Raw genomic sequence first — 17,506 nt, 5'->3', positions numbered from 1 at the left:
GCTTGCCCGCGATGGCGTCCGTCCAGACAGCAGCAATTATTTGGACAGAAACCGCATCCCTTCTTCCAACCCGCGCAGGGTCAGCGGATACATCTGATCCTCGATCAAATCACGCACGATATTGGTCGACGAGGTATAGCCCCACGTGTCCTTTGGATACGGATTGATCCAGATGAGCTTCTTGTACTTCTCCATGAAGCGCTGCATCCACACGTAGCCCGGCTCTTCGTTCCAGTGCTCGACGCTGCCGCCGGCCTGGGTGATTTCATACGGCGCCATCGCAGCGTCACCGATGAAGATCACTTTATAGTCGGCACCGTACTTGTGCAGCAGGTCCTGGGTCGAGGTGCGCTCAGAGGTGCGGCGCATGTTGTTCTTCCACACCGATTCATAAATGAAGTTGTGGAAGTAGAAGTACTCCAGATGCTTGAACTCGGTCTTGCAGGCCGAGAACAGTTCCTCGCAGATCTTCACGTGTGCATCCATCGAGCCGCCGATGTCGAACAGCAACAACAGCTTCACCGTGTTGCGCCGTTCCGGACGCATCTGGATATTCAGCAGGCCGGCGTCCTTGGCGGTGTGGTCGATGGTGCCGTCGATATCGAGCTCTTCCGCCGCCCCCTGGCGGGCGAACTTGCGCAGACGACGCAGGGCGACCTTGATGTTGCGCGTGCCCAGCTCCACCGAATCGTCGAGGTTCTTGTACTCGCGCTGATCCCAGACCTTCACCGCTTTGCCCTGGCGTTTGCCGGCATCGCCGACTCGGATGCCTTCCGGGTTGAACCCACCGGAGCCGAACGGGCTGGTGCCGCCGGTGCCGATCCATTTGTTGCCGCCGGCGTGGCGTTCCTTCTGTTCTTCCAGACGCTTCTTGAACTCTTCGATCAGCTTGTCGAGGCCGCCGAGGGACTGGATCTGCGCGCGCTCTTCATCGGTCAACGAACGCTCGAATTCCTTGCGCAACCAGTCTTCGGGAATCAACGCCTGCAAGTGATCGTCGAGTTTTTCCAGGCCATTGAAGTAAGCGCCGAACGCGCGGTCGAACTTGTCGAAATGCCGTTCGTCCTTGACCAGGATCGCCCGCGACAAGTAGTAGAACTCGTCCATGTCGGCGAAGGTCACGCGCTGTTTCAGCGCGTTGATCAAGTCGAGCAGCTCGCGCACCGACACCGGCACCTTGGCTGCACGCATTTCATTGAACAGATTGAGCAGCATGACGATGCCCTTATCGAGAGCCGCGACGGCTCATGAACGCCAGACGCTCAAGCAGTTGCACGTCCTGCTCGTTCTTCACCAGCGCACCGGCCAGCGGCGGAATGGCTTTGGTCGGATCGCGCTCGCGCAGCACCGCTTCGCCGATGTTGTCAGCCATCAGCAGCTTCAGCCAGTCCACCAGTTCCGAGGTCGACGGCTTCTTCTTCAGGCCCGGCACCTTGCGCACGTCGAAGAACACGTCCAGCGCTTCGCTGACCAGATCCTTCTTGATGTCCGGGTAGTGCACGTCGACGATTTTCTGCAGGGTGGTGCGGTCCGGAAAGGCGATGTAGTGGAAGAAGCAGCGGCGCAGGAAAGCGTCCGGCAGCTCTTTCTCGTTGTTGGAGGTAATGATGATGATCGGGCGCTTTTTGGCCTTGATCGTTTCGTCGATCTCGTAAACGTAGAACTCCATCTTGTCGAGTTCTTGCAGCAAGTCGTTAGGGAACTCGATGTCGGCCTTGTCGATTTCGTCGATCAGCAGAATGACCCGCTCTTCGGACTCGAAAGCTTCCCACAGCTTGCCCTTCTTCAGGTAGTTGCGCACGTCGTGGACTTTTTCGTTGCCCAGTTGCGAGTCGCGCAGACGACTGACCGCATCGTACTCGTACAGACCCTGGTGGGCCTTGGTGGTGGACTTGATGTGCCAGGTGATCAGCTTGGCGCCGAACGATTCGGCCAGTTGCTCGGCGAGCATGGTCTTGCCGGTGCCCGGTTCGCCCTTGACCAGCAGCGGCCGCTCCAGGGTGATAGCGGCGTTGACCGCCAGCTTCAGGTCATCGGTGGCGACGTAGGCCTGGGTGCCTTCGAACTTCATCTGCTAATCCTCGAACGGTAACGCCGACCTGCACGGGCAGGGCGGGGGCGAATAATCGGATGCCCCGACTATAACGCGCAGCCCGGTCGACTGTGAACGCAGACGGCTTATTCAGTCTCTGAATGGGGCGTCACATGGTGACTCGGTTTCGGCGCGGGGCCAGTATTCGAGTATCGCCGATTTGGCGATAGCCGGTCGGGCATGACGACTCAATACCGATTTCGCGACAAATACCGCATTCAGTTGCGTGAGAAGGATCATCCTCCGCCCTATGTTCACCTGACCGGTGGTGTGGACGTGATGCTGAGCCTGGAAACCATCGAGGTCATGACGGGCAAGGCACCGCCGCTGATTATCAAGGAAGCATTGGCTTGGGTTGCGGCTCATCAAGCGCGACTGCGGGAGGACTGGAAACGATGTTACCCATGAAAAGGCCTCGTTTGTCGGCTGTACAGGCACTGTCGGATTTTCGATTGAAACTGACTTTTATTGATGGTCAGGATCTGACGCTTGATCTGAGCCGAGATATCCACGCTTATCCAGGTCTGCAACCATTGCTGGATCCCGGACTGTTTGCGACTGCGACCCTGGACGACCATGGCTGGACTGTCGAATGGCTCGAGCCCGATATACAGATTGGCGCAGACACGCTTTATATGGAGGCACTGGCTCAAAACACTGCCGATGAAAACACCCGTATTTTCATCGGTTGGCGCGCACGTACCGGACTCTCTCTGAATCAGGCAGCCGAGGCGCTGGGTGTCAGTGCCCGCAGCATCAGCCGATACAGTAACGGGCGGGAGACGGTGCCAAGGTCATTAGCCTTGGCTTGTCTCGGTTGGGACTCATTGCAGCAAAAGTCTACGCTGGCAGCTGAGGAGTCTGGTCGATATGTGGTCAATCGTAAGTCTTAGCCCGCATCCGGCTTCGGCCGTTCATACCGCGCATTGAAGGCCTGGATGAAACCATTGCGCAAAATCTGCAAGAACGCTTCGAATCCATTGATGTTTTGCTGATGCACGTTGCCACTGAGTTCGACCTTGGTGGCGAACTGGTTTTTGGCCTGGTTCTTCAGCACGGTTTCCGAGCCGCCGACGATGGCCTCCCAGACTGAGCGGAAGATGCTCTTGTCCTTGTTTTCCACGTCCTGTTGCCAGTTGAACACTTCGACGTCACGCAGCAGTGGCTTGATGTAGCCGCTGACCTGAGCTTTTTTCGCCTGGGCTTCGATGACCACATCGCCGTGGCCGGCGTTGAAATCGAACTTGCCGTAGGCCGAGGCGAAGTCGTTCATGCGCTTGAGTTCGATGTCACGGGCACGCAGGCGGAACTGGAAGTCTTCGAAATTGCTCAGCGGGTCGAAGGTGGCGGTGGTTTCCAGTGGTGCATGCCCCAGCAGCAGGGCCTTGCCTTCGAAGCGGGCATCGCGCTTGCCCTGCTTGTCGACCACGTTGGTCAGGTTGTAGACGCTGGCCTCGACCTGGGTGGCATTCATGTTCACCGGTGGGCTGGAGCTGAAGTTGCGGAAGCTGATCTTGCCGTCGTGGATCTGCACCTCGTCGAGGGTGATCGGCAGCAATTTACTGAGTTGCGCTTGCCAGTCGGTGCCTTTACCGGTCTGGGAGTTCTGCTTGTTGGCCCCGCCATCGACGAAGTTGACCTCGGGATTGAGGAACTGCACCTGCGCCACCACGGCATGGTCGTACCACAGCGAGTGCCAGCTGACCGCCAGATCAATCACGGGTGCGTTGACGAACGGCACCGGTACCTTGCCGTCGACCTTGACGATTTTCAGCCCGTTGATCTTGTACGCGCCGCGCCACAAAGCCAGATCAACGTCGGTAATCTGGCCCCGATAATCGCCCATGTCCGCCAGTTTGCCGTTCAGGTAGTCGCGCACCATGTAGGGCAGGGCGATGTGCAGCGCGATCAGCAACACAACGACGACGGCAAAAATCCCTAATGGCCAGCTGTAGCGACGCTTCATGACGGTAATTCCCTGACGATGTAAGCGATTGACTGTTGTGTGCCGCAGACGTTCGACCTGACTGGACTGCGCTGGGCAACAGGCTTACCTTGGGCGTTGAATTCAATGCTGCATAAGGACCCAGCCATGAGCCGTATTTTTGCTGACAACGCCCATTCCATCGGCAACACACCGCTGGTGCAGATCAACCGTATCGCGCCGCGCGGCGTCACCATTCTGGCCAAGATCGAGGGGCGTAACCCCGGTTATTCGGTCAAGTGCCGGATTGGCGCCAACATGATCTGGGACGCCGAAAGCAGCGGCAAACTCAAGCCGGGGATGACCATTGTCGAGCCGACTTCGGGCAACACCGGCATCGGCCTGGCCTTTGTCGCGGCCGCCCGAGGCTACAAGTTGATGCTGACCATGCCGGCCTCGATGAGCATCGAGCGTCGTAAAGTACTCAAGGCGCTGGGCGCCGAGCTGGTGCTGACCGAACCGGCCAAGGGCATGAAAGGTGCGATCGAGAAGGCCGCCGAAATTGTTGCCAGTGATGCCGACAAGTACTTTATGCCGTCGCAGTTCGACAACCCGGCCAATCCGGCGATTCACGAGAAAACCACGGGGCCGGAAATCTGGAACGACACCGATGGCGCAGTCGACGTGTTGGTGGCTGGTGTCGGAACCGGCGGAACCATCACCGGCGTTTCGCGGTATATCAAGAATACCCAGGGCAAACCGATCCTGTCGGTGGCGGTGGAACCGGTGTCCTCGCCAGTGATCAGTCAGGCGCTGGCGGGCGAAGAGATCAAGCCGAACCCACACAAGATTCAGGGGATTGGTGCCGGTTTCGTGCCGAAAAACCTCGATTTGTCGATGGTTGATCGGGTGGAGCAGGTGACCGACGACGAGTCCAAGGCCATGGCGCTGCGATTGATGCAGGAAGAGGGGATTTTGTGCGGTATTTCGTGCGGCGCGGCCATGGCGGTAGCGGTACGCCTGGCAGAAACGCCGGAGATGCAGGGCAAGACCATCGTGGTGATTTTGCCTGACTCCGGCGAGCGCTATCTGTCGAGCATGTTGTTCAGCGATCTGTTCACCGAACAGGAGAATCAGCAGTAAACCCATTGATTCAAATCAGCCGGGATTCAGGATCGTTATGCTAATAAATGCTTTGTTGCGCAATTCTTAACACTGAATCTTGGCTTGGGCGGGTTTTTCCCGAGGCCGGTAGTGTTTATCATGGCCGGCTGCCATGCCGAGTAAAGGGCCTTGCGCAGCGTTGTCTTTATTCAAGGAGTCGTTGATGACCTTTTCGTTAGCCGCCAAGGTGTTGGTGTTGCTGCTGTTCGTGGGCAGCATCCTCTACGTGCATTTGCGCGGTCGGGCGCGTTTGCCGGTCCTGCGTCAGTTCGTCAACCACTCGGCGCTGTTCGCTCCGTACAACGCCCTGATGTACCTGTTCTCCGGTGTGCCGTCCAAACCGTATCTGGATCGCAGCAAGTTCCCGGAGCTGGACGTGCTGCGCGACAACTGGGAAACCATTCGCGACGAAGCCATGCACCTGTTCGACGAGGGCTATATTCGTGCCGCCGAGAAGAACAACGATGCCGGTTTTGGTTCGTTCTTCAAGAAGGGCTGGAAACGTTTCTACCTCAAGTGGTACGACAAGCCGCTGCCATCGGCCGAGGCCCTGTGCCCGAAGACCGTAGCGCTGGTCAGTGCGATTCCCAATGTCAAAGGGGCAATGTTCGCGCTGTTGCCGGGTGGCAGCCACCTGAACCCGCACCGTGATCCGTTTGCCGGCTCCCTGCGGTATCACTTGGGCCTGTCGACGCCAAACTCTGACGATTGCCGGATCTTCGTCGATGGTCAGGTCTACGCCTGGCGGGACGGGGAAGACGTGATGTTCGACGAGACCTATGTGCACTGGGTCAAGAACGAAACCGAGAAAACCCGCGTCATTCTGTTCTGCGACATCGAGCGTCCGTTGAGCAACCGTTTGATGACTCGCATCAACCGCTTCATCAGCGGCTGGCTGGGGCGCGCAACGGCACCGCAGAACCTTGACGACGAACGTGTCGGCGGGATCAACCAGGCCTATGCCTGGAGCAAGAGCTTCAGCGACAAGTTCAGCGGCGTGGTCAAACAGTGGAAACGACGCAATCCCAAGGCCTACCGCATCATGCGCCCGATTTTGGCGGTGGTGGTGCTGACATTGCTGGGGTATTGGTTGTTTGGTTGAGGCTGAACGCAATCACTAAAAAAACCGCTCCTTGTGAGCGGTTTTTTCATGAGGCGAAGGTGAATGAGGCGCCGGCGAGAACACCTCCCGGCTCCTCACTGGCGGGCTTTGCCAATGCTTCTGTAATTCGGCGCAACTCTTTTTCAGACAACTCCCCAGAACAGCGCTTGCTGTTGGTCGATTTGACGTCTGGCGCTTTGCTTTCTACGAGATTTTTCATGGCGCCTCCGAAATTGATCATTAAATGAGCAGTTGAGCTGATACTAGACGTAGTCGACAGGCATCACAAGCCGCCCCTCTGAGTCGAAATCGAAACCCAGTTGCCGGTAGAGAGGAATAACCCCTGCTAGAGGCTCCTGAATTTCGATCTGCTCACTGCCAATGATTCGCGCGAAGTGAGTAACAGCTGTCAGGGCAAACGTCGCGATCCGACTCTTGAGCGGGTGATCGTTGCCAGGCTTGCCTTCCAGTCGCACGATTTTCACGCGTAACCGACTCTGATTCGGGTTTGCAAAGCACAGCCCGCAGAGCTCATGGTCAAACCAGATAGCCAAATCAAAACCCATCGGTTCTCTGGATTTCCACCTGACAATTTCTTGCCATGAAAAATGAGGGTCGAGCCATTCTTCATAGGCATTCAGAGCCAGCGCATCGACAGCTTCAAATCGGACTCTGGAGTGGTCGACATCGACGATCCCCTTCTGCTGCAAATCTTTCTGTAGTTTTGCAAAAGTATTGGCCGCCTGCTTCCTCGCCTCTGACCGATACAACTGATACCGCAAATTCGTCCGTTCCCTTGGCATGTGATTTCGAGCATTCCCTGTCTCCCCATCAATGGGCCTATCCGTTGCTCATCAGCCTATGCGCCTGCCTTCGAGCTGTCCCTGCTGGCCCTTTGTCCAAATCGTTGCAATCCATGTTCCGCGCTGGTTATAGTCGGCGCTCGTGAATCAGGCGATTCACCTCCAGACCCTCAACAAAGATCAGCCCCGATGCCTGCATCCCTCATCAACGCGGTAGTCGATTCAGCGGTCAACGCTGGCGTCGTGCCGTGCGGGAATCAGCCGCCTGTGCAGATCAGTCATTACCCTCCACCTGTCAGTAGCACGCCGGTGTGCGCAGTCGTATCACCGCCGGGCGTTGGCGTTTCGGGCTGATCGGCATCCTCTGCTGACCCCTGCGCCCGCCAGAAAAACCTACTGAACTTCAGCTTCGGCTGAGTTGGCTTCTTGCCTGACTACAGGTGGTATTCATGTTTGTCCTTTCGAAAAAAACCGCGCTCGCGGCGACGTCCACGAGCCTGTTCGTTCTGCTGTGGAGCAGCGGGGCGATCTTCTCCAAATGGGGCCTGGCCCATGCGTCACCCTTTGCCTTTCTGCTGATTCGCTTTGTGATTGCCCTGTGCGGGCTGTTGCTGCTGGCGCCGTTGCTCAAGTTGAAGCAGCCCAAGGGCGGCAGGCCGATGCTCTATGCAATCGCCACCGGGGTGGTGCTGTTGGGGGCTTATCAGATTTTCTATCTGCTGGCCCTTAACACCCGAATCACTCCGGGAGTGATGGCGACCATCATGGGCGTGCAGCCGATTCTCACCGTTGTATTGATGGAGCGGCAGCGCTCGGCGAGCCGCCTGTTCGGGCTGGCGCTGGGGCTGGCAGGGCTGATCATGGTGGTGTTTCAAGGGATCGGTCTGGCCGGTATGTCCTGGGCCGGGATGCTCTTCGGTCTGCTGGCGCTGGCGAGCATGACACTGGGCTCGATCATGCAGAAAGGCATCACTGACAATCCCCTCGGCACGCTGCCGGTGCAATACCTGGCCGGGCTGTTGCTGTGCGGGATCTTCGTGCCGTTCCAGCCGTTTCATTTCGAACACAGCGCAGGGTTTATCGTGCCGGTGTTGTGGATGGGCCTGGTGGTGTCGGTGCTGGCGACGCTGTTGCTGTATCGGCTGATCGCGCGGGGCAATCTGGTGAATGTCACCAGCCTGTTTTATCTGGTGCCGGCGGTGACAGCGGTGATGGACTATCTGATCTTCGGTAATCGTCTGGCCGCGTTGAGCGTGCTGGGGATGCTGTTGATCATTGTCGGTCTGGCGTTTGTGTTCCGTAAATCCAGCTGATAGCCAGTTGAGGTGGCGGCTGTTCGGTCGCCATCGCGGGCAAGCCCGCTCCCACAGGGTTTTGTGTCGAGCCGCAGGATGTGGACGACATCAATCACTGTGGGAGCAGGCTTGCCCGCAAAGACTGAATCAGCGAGCCGCCACCTCGGCAGGCTTCACCACCGCAGGCTTCAACACCAGCCACAACGCCAAGGCAATCAACACCCCGCCATACAGGTGCGCCATCGACAGCGGCTCATCCAGCAACAATGCGCCCCACAGCACGCCGAACGCCGGAATCATGAAGGTTACGGTCATCGACTTCACCGGGCCAATCGAGCTGAGCAGGCGGAAGTAAATGATGTAGGCGAATGCCGTGCAACCCAGGCCCAGGCCGAGCAGCGACAGCCAGACATTCCAGCCACCCCAGCTTGCCGGTGGTGCGGTGATGACGCTGTAGCCGAACAGCGGCAAGAGAAACAATGAGGCACCGAGCATGCTGCCCACGGCTGACAGTCGGCTGTCGAGCCCACCGGTATGGTCCAGCCAGCGACGGGTGAGGAATCCGGCAAAACCGTAGCAGGTGGTCGCGAGCAGGCAGGCGAGGGCGCCCATCAACAATTCCAGGTCGAAGGCCACGGGCCCTGCGCGGGTGAGCACGCCGACACCGAACAATCCCAGGAACACGCCCGTCAGTTTGGCGACGGTGAGCCTCTCGCTGAAGAACAAGCCGCCAATCAATACGCCCATCAGCGGCGTGGTGGCGTTGAAGATCGCCGAATAACCCGCCGGCAACACTTGCGCCGCGACCGAATACAGGGTCGCCGGAATGCCCGAGTTGATCACCCCCAGCAACATCACGGTTTTCAGCTTGCCCTTGAAATCCCAGTTGATGCGCATCAGGCCGAGAATCACCAGCAGCCCGACAGCCGCAATCGACACCCGAAAGAACGCCGTCGGAATCGTGCCGATCACCGGCGCAATAATGCGCATGAACAGGAAGCTCGCACCCCAGATGGCGGCCAGCGACAGCATGCGGAAAATATCGACAGGGCTCACGACAACACTCCTTCCTTGATCGGGACGAGAGTGTTGCCGAGCGCCCCGGCGATGGCAACCGCTATCGGGGCATTTAATTTTTCCCTCAGATCACGAAGCGCGTGACCAGACCATTGAGGTCTACCGCCAGCCGCGACAGCTCCTGGCTGGCGGCCGACGTCTGGGTGGCGCCGGCCGCGGTTTGCGTCGAGAGATCGCGAATGCTGACCAGATTCTGGTCGACTTCGCGCGCCACCAGCGCCTGCTGCTCGGCGGCGCTGGCGATCACCAGATTGCGCTGGTTGATTTGCCCAATCGACGCGGTGATCTTCTCCAGTGCCTGCCCGGCGCTGTTGGCCCGACGCAGGGTGTGACTGGCCTGCTCGGCGCTGCTTTGCAACGCGCCGACCGTCGCGCCGGTGCCGTGCTGGATGCTGCTGATCATCAACTCGATTTCTTCGGTGGAGTTCTGCGTACGCTGCGCCAGCGAGCGCACTTCATCGGCGACCACGGCAAAACCGCGCCCGGCCTCACCGGCCCGCGCAGCCTCGATGGCGGCGTTGAGCGCCAGCAGGTTGGTCTGCCCGGCGATCCCGCGAATCACCTCCAGCACCTTACTGATGTCCTGGGCCTGGGTGGCGAGGCCTTCGGCCTGTTCCGAGGCACCGAGCACGGTGGTGACCAGTTCTTGAATCGAACGGATGGTTTCACTGACCTGGACGTGGCCATGCTTGCTGTCTTCGTTCGACGCTTCGGAAGCCTCGGCACTGGACACGGCGTTGGCGGCGACCTCATCCACAGCTGTGCTCATCTCGGTGACGGCGGTGGCGGCCTGTTCGATCTGGTCATTCTGCTGTTGCAGGCCGCGGGTGCTTTGTTCCATCACCGAGCTCATTTCTTCGGCGGCGGAGGCCAGTTGCTGCGCCGACTCGCTGATGCCGCGAATGGTCGAGCGCAGATTGCCCTGCATTTGCGCGAGGGCATCGAGCAATTGCGCGGCCTCATCGCGACCGCTGCTGACGATCTCGCCGCTGAGGTCGCCGACGGCGATGCGCTGGGCCACCTTCAGCGCCTGATTGATCGGCGTGGTAATGCTGCGGGTCAGTTGCCACGCCAGCAACAGCGTGGCAATCAACGCGGTGACGATAATCGTCGCAACGATCCACAGCGCCCGCTGGTACATGTCGGCGGCGGCCTCGGCGGCGGCGTCGGCACCTTGCTGGTTGAGGCTGATCATCTGCTCCAGGGTCGTGTCGAGCACTCTGCCCTGTGGCGCCAGATCATTGTTCAAACGGGTGTAGGCCTGTTCAGTTTGCCCGGCGTCAATCTGGCTGATGATCTGGTCGAGGATGCTCATGTACTTGCCGATGTCGGCACTCAAGCCTGCGAGCATGCCCCGTTCCTGATCGCTGGTGAGCAAGGCTTCATGGTCTTTGAGACGCTTGAGCAATTCTTCGCGCTGCACCTTGATCAGGCCTTTGCTTCTGTCACGCACGGCTGGCTGGGTGCTGGTGATCAGGCGCAGGGATTCGAGGCGGATGCTGGCAATGTTCGCTGCAGCGTCATGAATGCTTTCGATGCCCGGCATCCACGACTCTTCGATGACCGCAGCGCTTTCACGCAGGGTTTTCATCTGACCCAGGCCAAACAGGCCGACGATCACCAACAGACTGGCCAGCACGGCAAAACTCAAACCGGCGCGCAAACCGATGCGCAGATTGCGGATAGACATCAATGTGCTCCTTGATCTTTGAGGGGGAGAGGTCGTCCCCGTCAGTCGAGGATCTTGTTGTGAAGAGGGTGATGGCGGCTTGTATATCAAAGTGCCACTATTTTGGTAAGACCAATCTGCGCACGTTATGCCGAGTGTTGCTGCAGCACGAGTAACAGAGGAAGAGATGCAGGCTAGAGCGCTGGGGCGGCTATTGGATCCGCAAGCCAATGAATACGCGGCTCCGCGCCACGTGGTTGGCGGGCGTTGTCCGCGACTGCCCGGTGGCTTTGCTGACCGAACGGTCGACTAAAAAAACTTTGATAAAAACTGTGTTGTTGTACAACCCTGCCGCGCATTTGGCAGAAATTGCACTTCTCCTGCCGGTGCATCCATGGCTAAGCTCTGGCACGGATTCCCACTTGCACGCCGAGGTCTCATCTATGCCGCAGCCATGGCCAGCCACCGACATCGCCCGGATGATTCTCGAAGGCTTTGACGATTACCGCGAGCATTTCCGGCGCATTACCGACGGCGCCCGGGAGCGTTTCGAACAGGCTCGCTGGCAGGAGACGCAAACCGCATCTGCGGCGCGAATCAACCTCTACGAAGAGAAAGTCGGAGAAACCATTGCCCGCCTGCGGGAGTGCTTCGATGACGAAGCACTCATGAATGTCAGTTGCTGGCCACTGGTGAAAAGCGCCTACATCAGCGTCATCGACCTGCGCTTCGACGATGAATTGTCCGAGACCTGGTACAACTCGATCTTCTGCGGACTGTTCAGCCATGACCTGATCAGCGATGGCTGCATGTTCATCCACACCACGCGTCCGAGCCTGCGCCGCGCACGGGCCGCGCAGACCCGCACCTACAAGCCGCAAGGCCAGCTGAGCGCGATGCTGGCGAGCATTTTTGCCGATTACCGCTTCAGCGAAGATTACGCCGATTTGCCCGGCGACTTGCGCCGCCTTGAAGCGCAACTGCGCGAGAACCTGCCGGACTGGGTGTGCAAGGACCCGGAACTGAGCGTCGAGCTGTTTTCTTCGGTGCTCTACCGCAACAAGGGGGCCTACCTGGTCGGGCGCATCTACACCCGTGACGAACAGTGGCCGCTGGTGATTCCGCTGCTGCACCGTGAAGGACGCGGGATTCAGATTGACGCGTTGATCACCGACGAAGCCGACGTGTCGATCATCTTTTCCTTTACCCGCTCGTATTTCATGGTCGATGTGCCGGTGCCGGCGGAATTCATCGGTTTTCTGCGACGCATACTGCCGGGCAAGCACATCGCCGAGCTGTACACCTCAATCGGTTTCTATAAACACGGCAAGTCCGAGTTCTACCGCGCGTTGATCAACCACCTGGCCAATACCGATGACCAGTTCATCATGGCCCCGGGCGTGCGCGGCATGGTCATGAGCGTGTTTACCCTGCCGGGCTTCAACACCGTGTTCAAGATCATCAAGGACCGCTTCTCGCCGTCGAAAAACGTCGATCGCGCCACAGTGATCGAGAAATACCGGCTGGTGAAAAGCGTCGACCGGGTCGGGCGCATGGCCGATACCCAGGAGTTCGCCGACTTCCGTTTCCCGCTGAGCAAGTTCGATCCGGCGTGCCTGGAAGAACTGCTGGAGGTGGCGCCATCCACCGTCTCGGTCGAAGGCGACACGGTATTGATCCGTCACTGCTGGACCGAGCGCCGGATGACCCCGCTGAACCTCTATCTGGAAAACGCCAACGATGCACAGGTGCGCGAGGCGCTGGAAGACTATGGCCTGGCGATCAAGCAATTGGCGGCGGCCAACATCTTTCCCGGCGACATGCTGTTGAAAAACTTCGGCGTCACCCGACACGGGCGGGTGGTGTTCTATGACTACGACGAGATCTGCTTCCTGACCGAAGCCAATTTCCGCCACATCCCCGCACCGCGCACGCCGGAGGACGAAATGGCCTCCGAGCCGTGGTATTCGATCGGGCCGCTGGATGTCTTTCCTGAGGAGTTTCCGCCGTTTCTGTTTGCCGATTCGGGGCAGCGCAAGTTGTTCGATCAGTTGCATGGCGAGTTGTATAACGCGGATTACTGGAAGAGCCTGCAGGAGGCGATTCGCGCCGGGAAAGTGATTGATGTCTTTCCTTATCGGCGTAAAGGGTTGGATAACGAATAGCCCTCTTAAAAACTCCCTCACCCCAGCCCTCTCCCGGAGGGAGAGGGCGCTGACGGAGCAAGCATCGACCTGAAAGGCCTTGGCGATTATGGATTCGGTGATGCACGTTCAGGTCGGTGAAGCTGGCAAAGTTGACTCGCTCGGTCCCCGCTCCTTTTGGGAGAGGGCCAGGGTGAGGGCCGCAATCCCCCAGACACGCCACAAATCCGCCAAATCTGCGACAATCCGCCCCCTGCATAAATAGACGACCGAATTGCGTACCCGATGACCGACGAATCGCCCTCCATCGACAAACTGCTGAAAAACCTCGATCACGCCATGCTCGCCGACCGTCACCGGCTGCGGCGGCAGTTGCTTGAGCTGCGCAAGAAACCCGACGAGGCCAAGCTGGCCCAGTGGGTGGCGCGGATGCAGGCGTCCTGCGATCAGGTGCTGGCGCGCAAGGCCAGCCTGCCGGTGATTCGTTATGACGACAGCCTGCCCATTGCGGCCAAGCGTGACGAAATCAAACAGGCCCTGGAAAAGCATCAGGTGCTGATCATCGCCGGCGAAACCGGCTCGGGCAAAACCACTCAGTTGCCGAAAATCTGTCTGGAAATCGGTCGTGGCCAGCATGGCTTGATCGGCCACACCCAGCCGCGCCGAATTGCAGCACGCAGCGTCGCAAGCCGGGTTGCCGAAGAGCTCGGCACGCCGCTCGGCTCGCTGGTCGGCTATCAGGTGCGATTCGAGGATCAGAGCGATTCCAACACCCTGATCAAACTGATGACCGACGGCATCCTGCTGGCGGAAACCCAGAACGACCGCTATCTGGAACGCTACGACACGATCATCGTCGACGAAGCCCACGAACGCAGCCTGAACATCGACTTCCTGCTCGGTTACCTGAAAACCCTGCTGCCGCGTCGTCCGGACCTGAAAGTCATCATCACGTCGGCGACCATCGACCTGGAGCGCTTCTCCAAACATTTCGATGACGCACCGATTGTCGAAGTCTCCGGCCGCACCTTCCCGGTGGACACCTGGTATCGCCCGCTGACCCTGGAGCAGGACGAAGAGGGCAACCGCGTCGAAGACGACCTGACCGTGGATCAGGCGATCCTCGCCACCCTCGACGAAATCGCCGCCTACGAGCGCAGCGAGCGCCGCAGTCCTGGCGATGTGCTGGTGTTCCTGCCCGGCGAACGCGAGATTCGCGACGCCGCCGACATGCTGCGCAAGGCTCAGCTCAAACACACCGAAATCCTGCCGCTGTACGCGCGCCTGTCGCCGGCCGAACAGCAGCGGATTTTCCAGTCGCACCCGGGGCGTCGCGTGGTGCTGGCGACCAACGTCGCCGAGACCTCGCTGACCGTGCCGGGCATCCGTTACGTGATTGACAGCGGCACCGCGCGCATCAGCCGTTACAGCTACCGCGCCAAGGTCCAGCGTCTGCCGATCGAGGCGATTTCCCAGGCCAGCGCCAACCAGCGTAAAGGTCGTTGTGGCCGGGTCGAGCCGGGCATTTGCGTGCGCTTGTACAGCGAGGAAGATTTCCTCGGTCGCCCTGAATTCACCGACCCGGAGATTCTGCGCACCAACCTTGCCGCTGTTATCTTGCAGATGCTGCACTTGCGCCTCGGCGAGATCACCGCGTTCCCGTTTATCGAGCCGCCGGATGGCAAAGCCATCAGCGACGGTTTCAATCTGCTGCAAGAACTCTCGGCGGTGGATCGCAACAGTCAGTTGACCCCGCTGGGACGCCAGTTGGCACGCCTGCCGGTGGACCCGCGCATGGGCCGCATGCTGCTCGAAGCGGCCAGGCTCGGCAGCCTGCAGGAAGTGCTGATCGTCGCCAGCGCGATGTCGATTCAGGACCCGCGCGAGCGTCCACCGGAGCGTCAGCAAGCCGCCGATCAGGCCCACGCGCAATGGAAAGACAGCGATTCGGACTTCGCCGGGCTGGTCAATCTGTGGCGTGGTTTTGAAGAACAGCGCCAGGCGCTGACGGCCAGCCCGCTGCGTAACTGGTGCCGCAAGAACTTCCTCAACTACCTGCGTCTGCGCGAATGGCGTGATTCCCATCGCCAGTTGAGCCTGATCTGTCGCGACATGCAGCTGAGCCTCAATAAAGAGCCGGCGGATTACCCGAAACTGCACAAAGCGGTGCTGGTCGGTCTGCTCAGCCAGATCGGTCAGAAAACCGAGGACGGCGATTACCTTGGCGCCCGTCAGCGGCGTTTCTGGATTCACCCGTCGTCGGGGATCGGCAAGAAGCGTCCGCAATGGCTGATGACAGCCGAGCTGGTGGAAACCACCAAGCTTTACGCGCGCATGGTCGCCAAGATCGACGCCGACTGGATCGAGCCGCTGGCCGGGCACCTGATCAAGAAGAACCACTTTGAACCGCACTGGGAGAAGAAGCGTGGCCAGGTCGTGGCTTACGAGCAGATCACCCTGTTCGGGCTGATCGTCGTTGGCCGTCGCCCGGTGCATTACGGTCCGGTGGATCCGGTGGTGTCCCGCGAGCTGTTTATCCGCGAAGGCCTGGTGCGCGGCGAGATTCAGTCGAAAGCCAAGTGCCTGACGGCCAACCAACAGTTGCTCGAACAGCTCGACGAGCTGGAGGCCAAGGCCCGGCGCCGTGACATCCTTGCCGACGAAGAAACCCTGTACGCCTTCTACGATGCGCGCTTGCCGGCAGAGATTCACCAGACCGTGACCTTCGACAGCTGGTATCGGGTCAACAGCCAGAAGAACCCGCAACTGCTGATCATGCGCGAAGAGGACGTGCTGGCCCGCGAGGCCAGTGAAGTCACCGCGCGCGACTACCCGGATACGCTGCACATCGGTGACCTGGAACTGGCGCTGACCTATCATTTCGAACCCAATCACCCGCGCGACGGCGTGACCTTGCGCGTGCCGGCGCCGCTGTTGCCGATGCTGCCGCCGGAACGCCTCGAATGGCTGGTGCCGGGGATGATCGAAGCCAAGTGCATCGCCCTCGTGCGCAACCTGCCGAAGGCGCTGCGCAAGAACTTCGTACCGGTGCCGGACTTCATCAAAGCGGCATTGCAGCGCATGACCTTCGCCGAAGGTTCGTTGCCGCAAGCGCTCGGTCGCGAGTTGCTGCGCATGACCGGTGCGCGGGTCAGCGATGAGGCGTGGGCGGAAGCGGCGCAGCAGGTCGAAGGGCATTTGCGGATGAACCTGGAAATCGTCGACGGCCAGGGCAAGTTCCTCGGCGAAGGTCGCGATCTGGCCGAGTTGACCGCACGGTTTGCCGAAGCCAGTCAGGCTGCACTGGCGGTGCCGCAGAGCGCAAACAGTCAGCAACCGGTGGAGGCGAAAGTCTTTGCACCAGTGGCGGAAAAGACGCAGCAGAAGATCGCCGGGCTGTCGATGACGGTGTATCCGGCGCTGGTGGAAGAGGGCGGCGCGGTCAAGGAAGGGCGCTTCTCGACTCCGGCCGAAGCCGAGTTTCAACACCGCCGCGCGTTGCAGCGTCTGCTGATGCAGCAACTGGCGGAACCGGCCAAGTTCCTGCGCAGCAAATTGCCGGGGCAGACTGAACTGGGCCTGCTCTATCGCGAGTTGGGTCGGGTCGATGCGCTGGTCGAAGACATTCTGCTGGCCAGCCTCGACAGCTGCATTCTGGAAGGCGAAGACCCGTTGCCCCGCGATGGCGCCGGGCTGGCAGCGTTGGCCGAGCGCAAGCGCGGCAGCTGGACCGAACACGCCGAACGCGTGGCGCGCCTGACGCTGGAGATCCTCAAGCTGTGGCACGGTCTGCAAAAGCGTTTCAAGGGCAAGATCGACCTTGCGCAAGCGGTGGCGCTGAATGACATCAAGCAGCAGATCAGCCAGTTGGTGTACCCCGGTTTCGTCCGGGAAACGCCGATGCAATGGCTCAAGGAATTGCCGCGTTATCTGAAAGCGGTCGAGCAGCGTTTCGAAAAGCTCGGGGCGCAAGTGCAGAAGGATCGTGTCTGGAGCGGCGAACTGGCCGGCCTCTGGGCGCAATACCAGACCCGCGCCGCCAAGCATGCCCAGGAAGGCAAGCGCGATCCGCAGCTGGATTTGTACCGCTGGTGGCTGGAGGAATACCGGGTATCACTGTTCGCCCAGCAGTTGGGCACCAAAGTCCCGATTTCCGACAAACGCCTGAACAAGCAGTGGACGCAGGTCGAACCTTGATTGCCAGGCCTGCACAACCCCCTGCAGGAGTGAGCCTGC

Annotated in this window: 14 protein-coding genes; 7 read left to right on the top strand and 7 right to left on the bottom strand. The window is 59.7% G+C overall.

Going from position 1 to position 17,506, the window contains the following annotated elements:
* Positions 1 to 36 precede the first annotated feature (36 nt).
* Both K5Y35_RS00405 and K5Y35_RS00400 read right to left on the bottom strand, forming a co-directional pair.
* Positions 37 to 1,215 carry a vWA domain-containing protein gene (locus tag K5Y35_RS00405; protein ID WP_007956512.1) on the bottom strand — a complete coding sequence of 393 codons (1,179 nt, stop codon included), beginning with the start codon at positions 1,213 to 1,215 and terminating at the stop codon, positions 37 to 39.
* Positions 1,216 to 1,225: 10 nt separating this feature from the next.
* Positions 1,226 to 2,071, bottom strand: coding sequence for an AAA family ATPase (locus K5Y35_RS00400; RefSeq protein ID WP_025110627.1), 846 nt, complete (start codon positions 2,069 to 2,071; stop codon positions 1,226 to 1,228).
* Positions 2,072 to 2,272: 201 nt separating this feature from the next.
* On the opposite strand from K5Y35_RS00400, the gene K5Y35_RS00395 reads away from it, so the two are divergent.
* Both K5Y35_RS00395 and K5Y35_RS00390 read left to right on the top strand, forming a co-directional pair.
* A complete protein-coding gene (locus tag K5Y35_RS00395; protein ID WP_222833470.1) occupies positions 2,273 to 2,500 on the top strand; it encodes a DUF4160 domain-containing protein in 228 nt (75 codons plus the stop codon).
* On the top strand, positions 2,488 to 2,985 hold the full coding sequence (locus tag K5Y35_RS00390) for a DUF2442 domain-containing protein (RefSeq protein WP_222833469.1): 498 nt from the start codon (positions 2,488 to 2,490) through the stop codon (positions 2,983 to 2,985). Before K5Y35_RS00395 ends, K5Y35_RS00390 begins: the two co-directional genes overlap by 13 nt.
* Here K5Y35_RS00390 and K5Y35_RS00385 read toward each other — a convergent pair.
* Positions 2,982 to 4,058, bottom strand: a complete 1,077-nt coding sequence (locus K5Y35_RS00385) for a DUF748 domain-containing protein (protein ID WP_186744620.1) — start codon at positions 4,056 to 4,058, stop codon at positions 2,982 to 2,984. The two genes, K5Y35_RS00390 and K5Y35_RS00385, sit on opposite strands and share 4 nt — an antisense overlap.
* Before the next feature lie 126 nt (positions 4,059 to 4,184).
* On the opposite strand from K5Y35_RS00385, the gene cysK reads away from it, so the two are divergent.
* Positions 4,185 to 5,159 carry a cysteine synthase A gene (gene cysK, locus K5Y35_RS00380; RefSeq protein ID WP_222833468.1) on the top strand — a complete coding sequence of 325 codons (975 nt, stop codon included), beginning with the start codon at positions 4,185 to 4,187 and terminating at the stop codon, positions 5,157 to 5,159.
* 184 nt (positions 5,160 to 5,343) lie between these two features.
* Positions 5,344 to 6,282: an aspartyl/asparaginyl beta-hydroxylase domain-containing protein gene (locus tag K5Y35_RS00375; RefSeq protein ID WP_222833467.1), complete on the top strand. Its 939-nt coding sequence runs from the start codon at positions 5,344 to 5,346 to the stop codon at positions 6,280 to 6,282.
* A gap of 46 nt (positions 6,283 to 6,328) precedes the next feature.
* Here the strand turns inward: K5Y35_RS00375 and K5Y35_RS00370 are convergent, their stop codons facing one another.
* Together K5Y35_RS00370 and K5Y35_RS00365 are read right to left on the bottom strand one after the other, a co-directional pair.
* Entirely contained in the window at positions 6,329 to 6,502 is a 174-nt protein-coding gene (locus K5Y35_RS00370) for a hypothetical protein (protein WP_185015791.1), read from the bottom strand.
* A gap of 43 nt (positions 6,503 to 6,545) precedes the next feature.
* Complete coding sequence (locus tag K5Y35_RS00365; RefSeq protein ID WP_222833466.1) at positions 6,546 to 7,085, bottom strand: hypothetical protein; 540 nt, start codon at positions 7,083 to 7,085, stop codon at positions 6,546 to 6,548.
* 449 nt (positions 7,086 to 7,534) lie between these two features.
* Here K5Y35_RS00365 and K5Y35_RS00360 point away from each other — a divergent pair, with 449 nt between their 5' ends.
* Complete coding sequence (locus K5Y35_RS00360; RefSeq protein ID WP_222833465.1) at positions 7,535 to 8,398, top strand: DMT family transporter; 864 nt, start codon at positions 7,535 to 7,537, stop codon at positions 8,396 to 8,398.
* A 129-nt stretch (positions 8,399 to 8,527) separates the two neighbouring features.
* Here K5Y35_RS00360 and K5Y35_RS00355 read toward each other — a convergent pair whose 3' ends face one another.
* A complete protein-coding gene (locus tag K5Y35_RS00355) occupies positions 8,528 to 9,436 on the bottom strand; it encodes a DMT family transporter (RefSeq protein ID WP_123465539.1) in 909 nt (302 codons plus the stop codon).
* Positions 9,437 to 9,521: 85 nt separating this feature from the next.
* Positions 9,522 to 11,147, bottom strand: a complete 1,626-nt coding sequence (locus tag K5Y35_RS00350; protein WP_222833464.1) for a methyl-accepting chemotaxis protein — start codon at positions 11,145 to 11,147, stop codon at positions 9,522 to 9,524.
* Between the two features lie 422 nt (positions 11,148 to 11,569).
* Here K5Y35_RS00350 and aceK point away from each other — a divergent pair, with 422 nt between their 5' ends.
* The gene (gene aceK, locus K5Y35_RS00345; protein WP_222833463.1) at positions 11,570 to 13,291 is read left to right on the top strand and encodes a bifunctional isocitrate dehydrogenase kinase/phosphatase; all 1,722 of its coding nucleotides are present in this window, start codon (positions 11,570 to 11,572) and stop codon (positions 13,289 to 13,291) included.
* 264 nt (positions 13,292 to 13,555) lie between these two features.
* Positions 13,556 to 17,467 (top strand): ATP-dependent RNA helicase HrpA, encoded by a 3,912-nt coding sequence (gene hrpA / locus K5Y35_RS00340; RefSeq protein WP_222833462.1) that lies wholly within the window; start codon positions 13,556 to 13,558, stop codon positions 17,465 to 17,467.
* Positions 17,468 to 17,506 lie beyond the last annotated feature (39 nt).

Source organism: Pseudomonas sp. SC3(2021) (assembly GCF_019856535.1).
In the GTDB taxonomy this organism is placed as follows: Bacteria; Pseudomonadota; Gammaproteobacteria; order Pseudomonadales; family Pseudomonadaceae; genus Aquipseudomonas; species Aquipseudomonas monsensis.
Note: the sequence above shows the minus strand (reverse complement) of the source record. Positions and strands in the feature narration are given on the sequence as shown.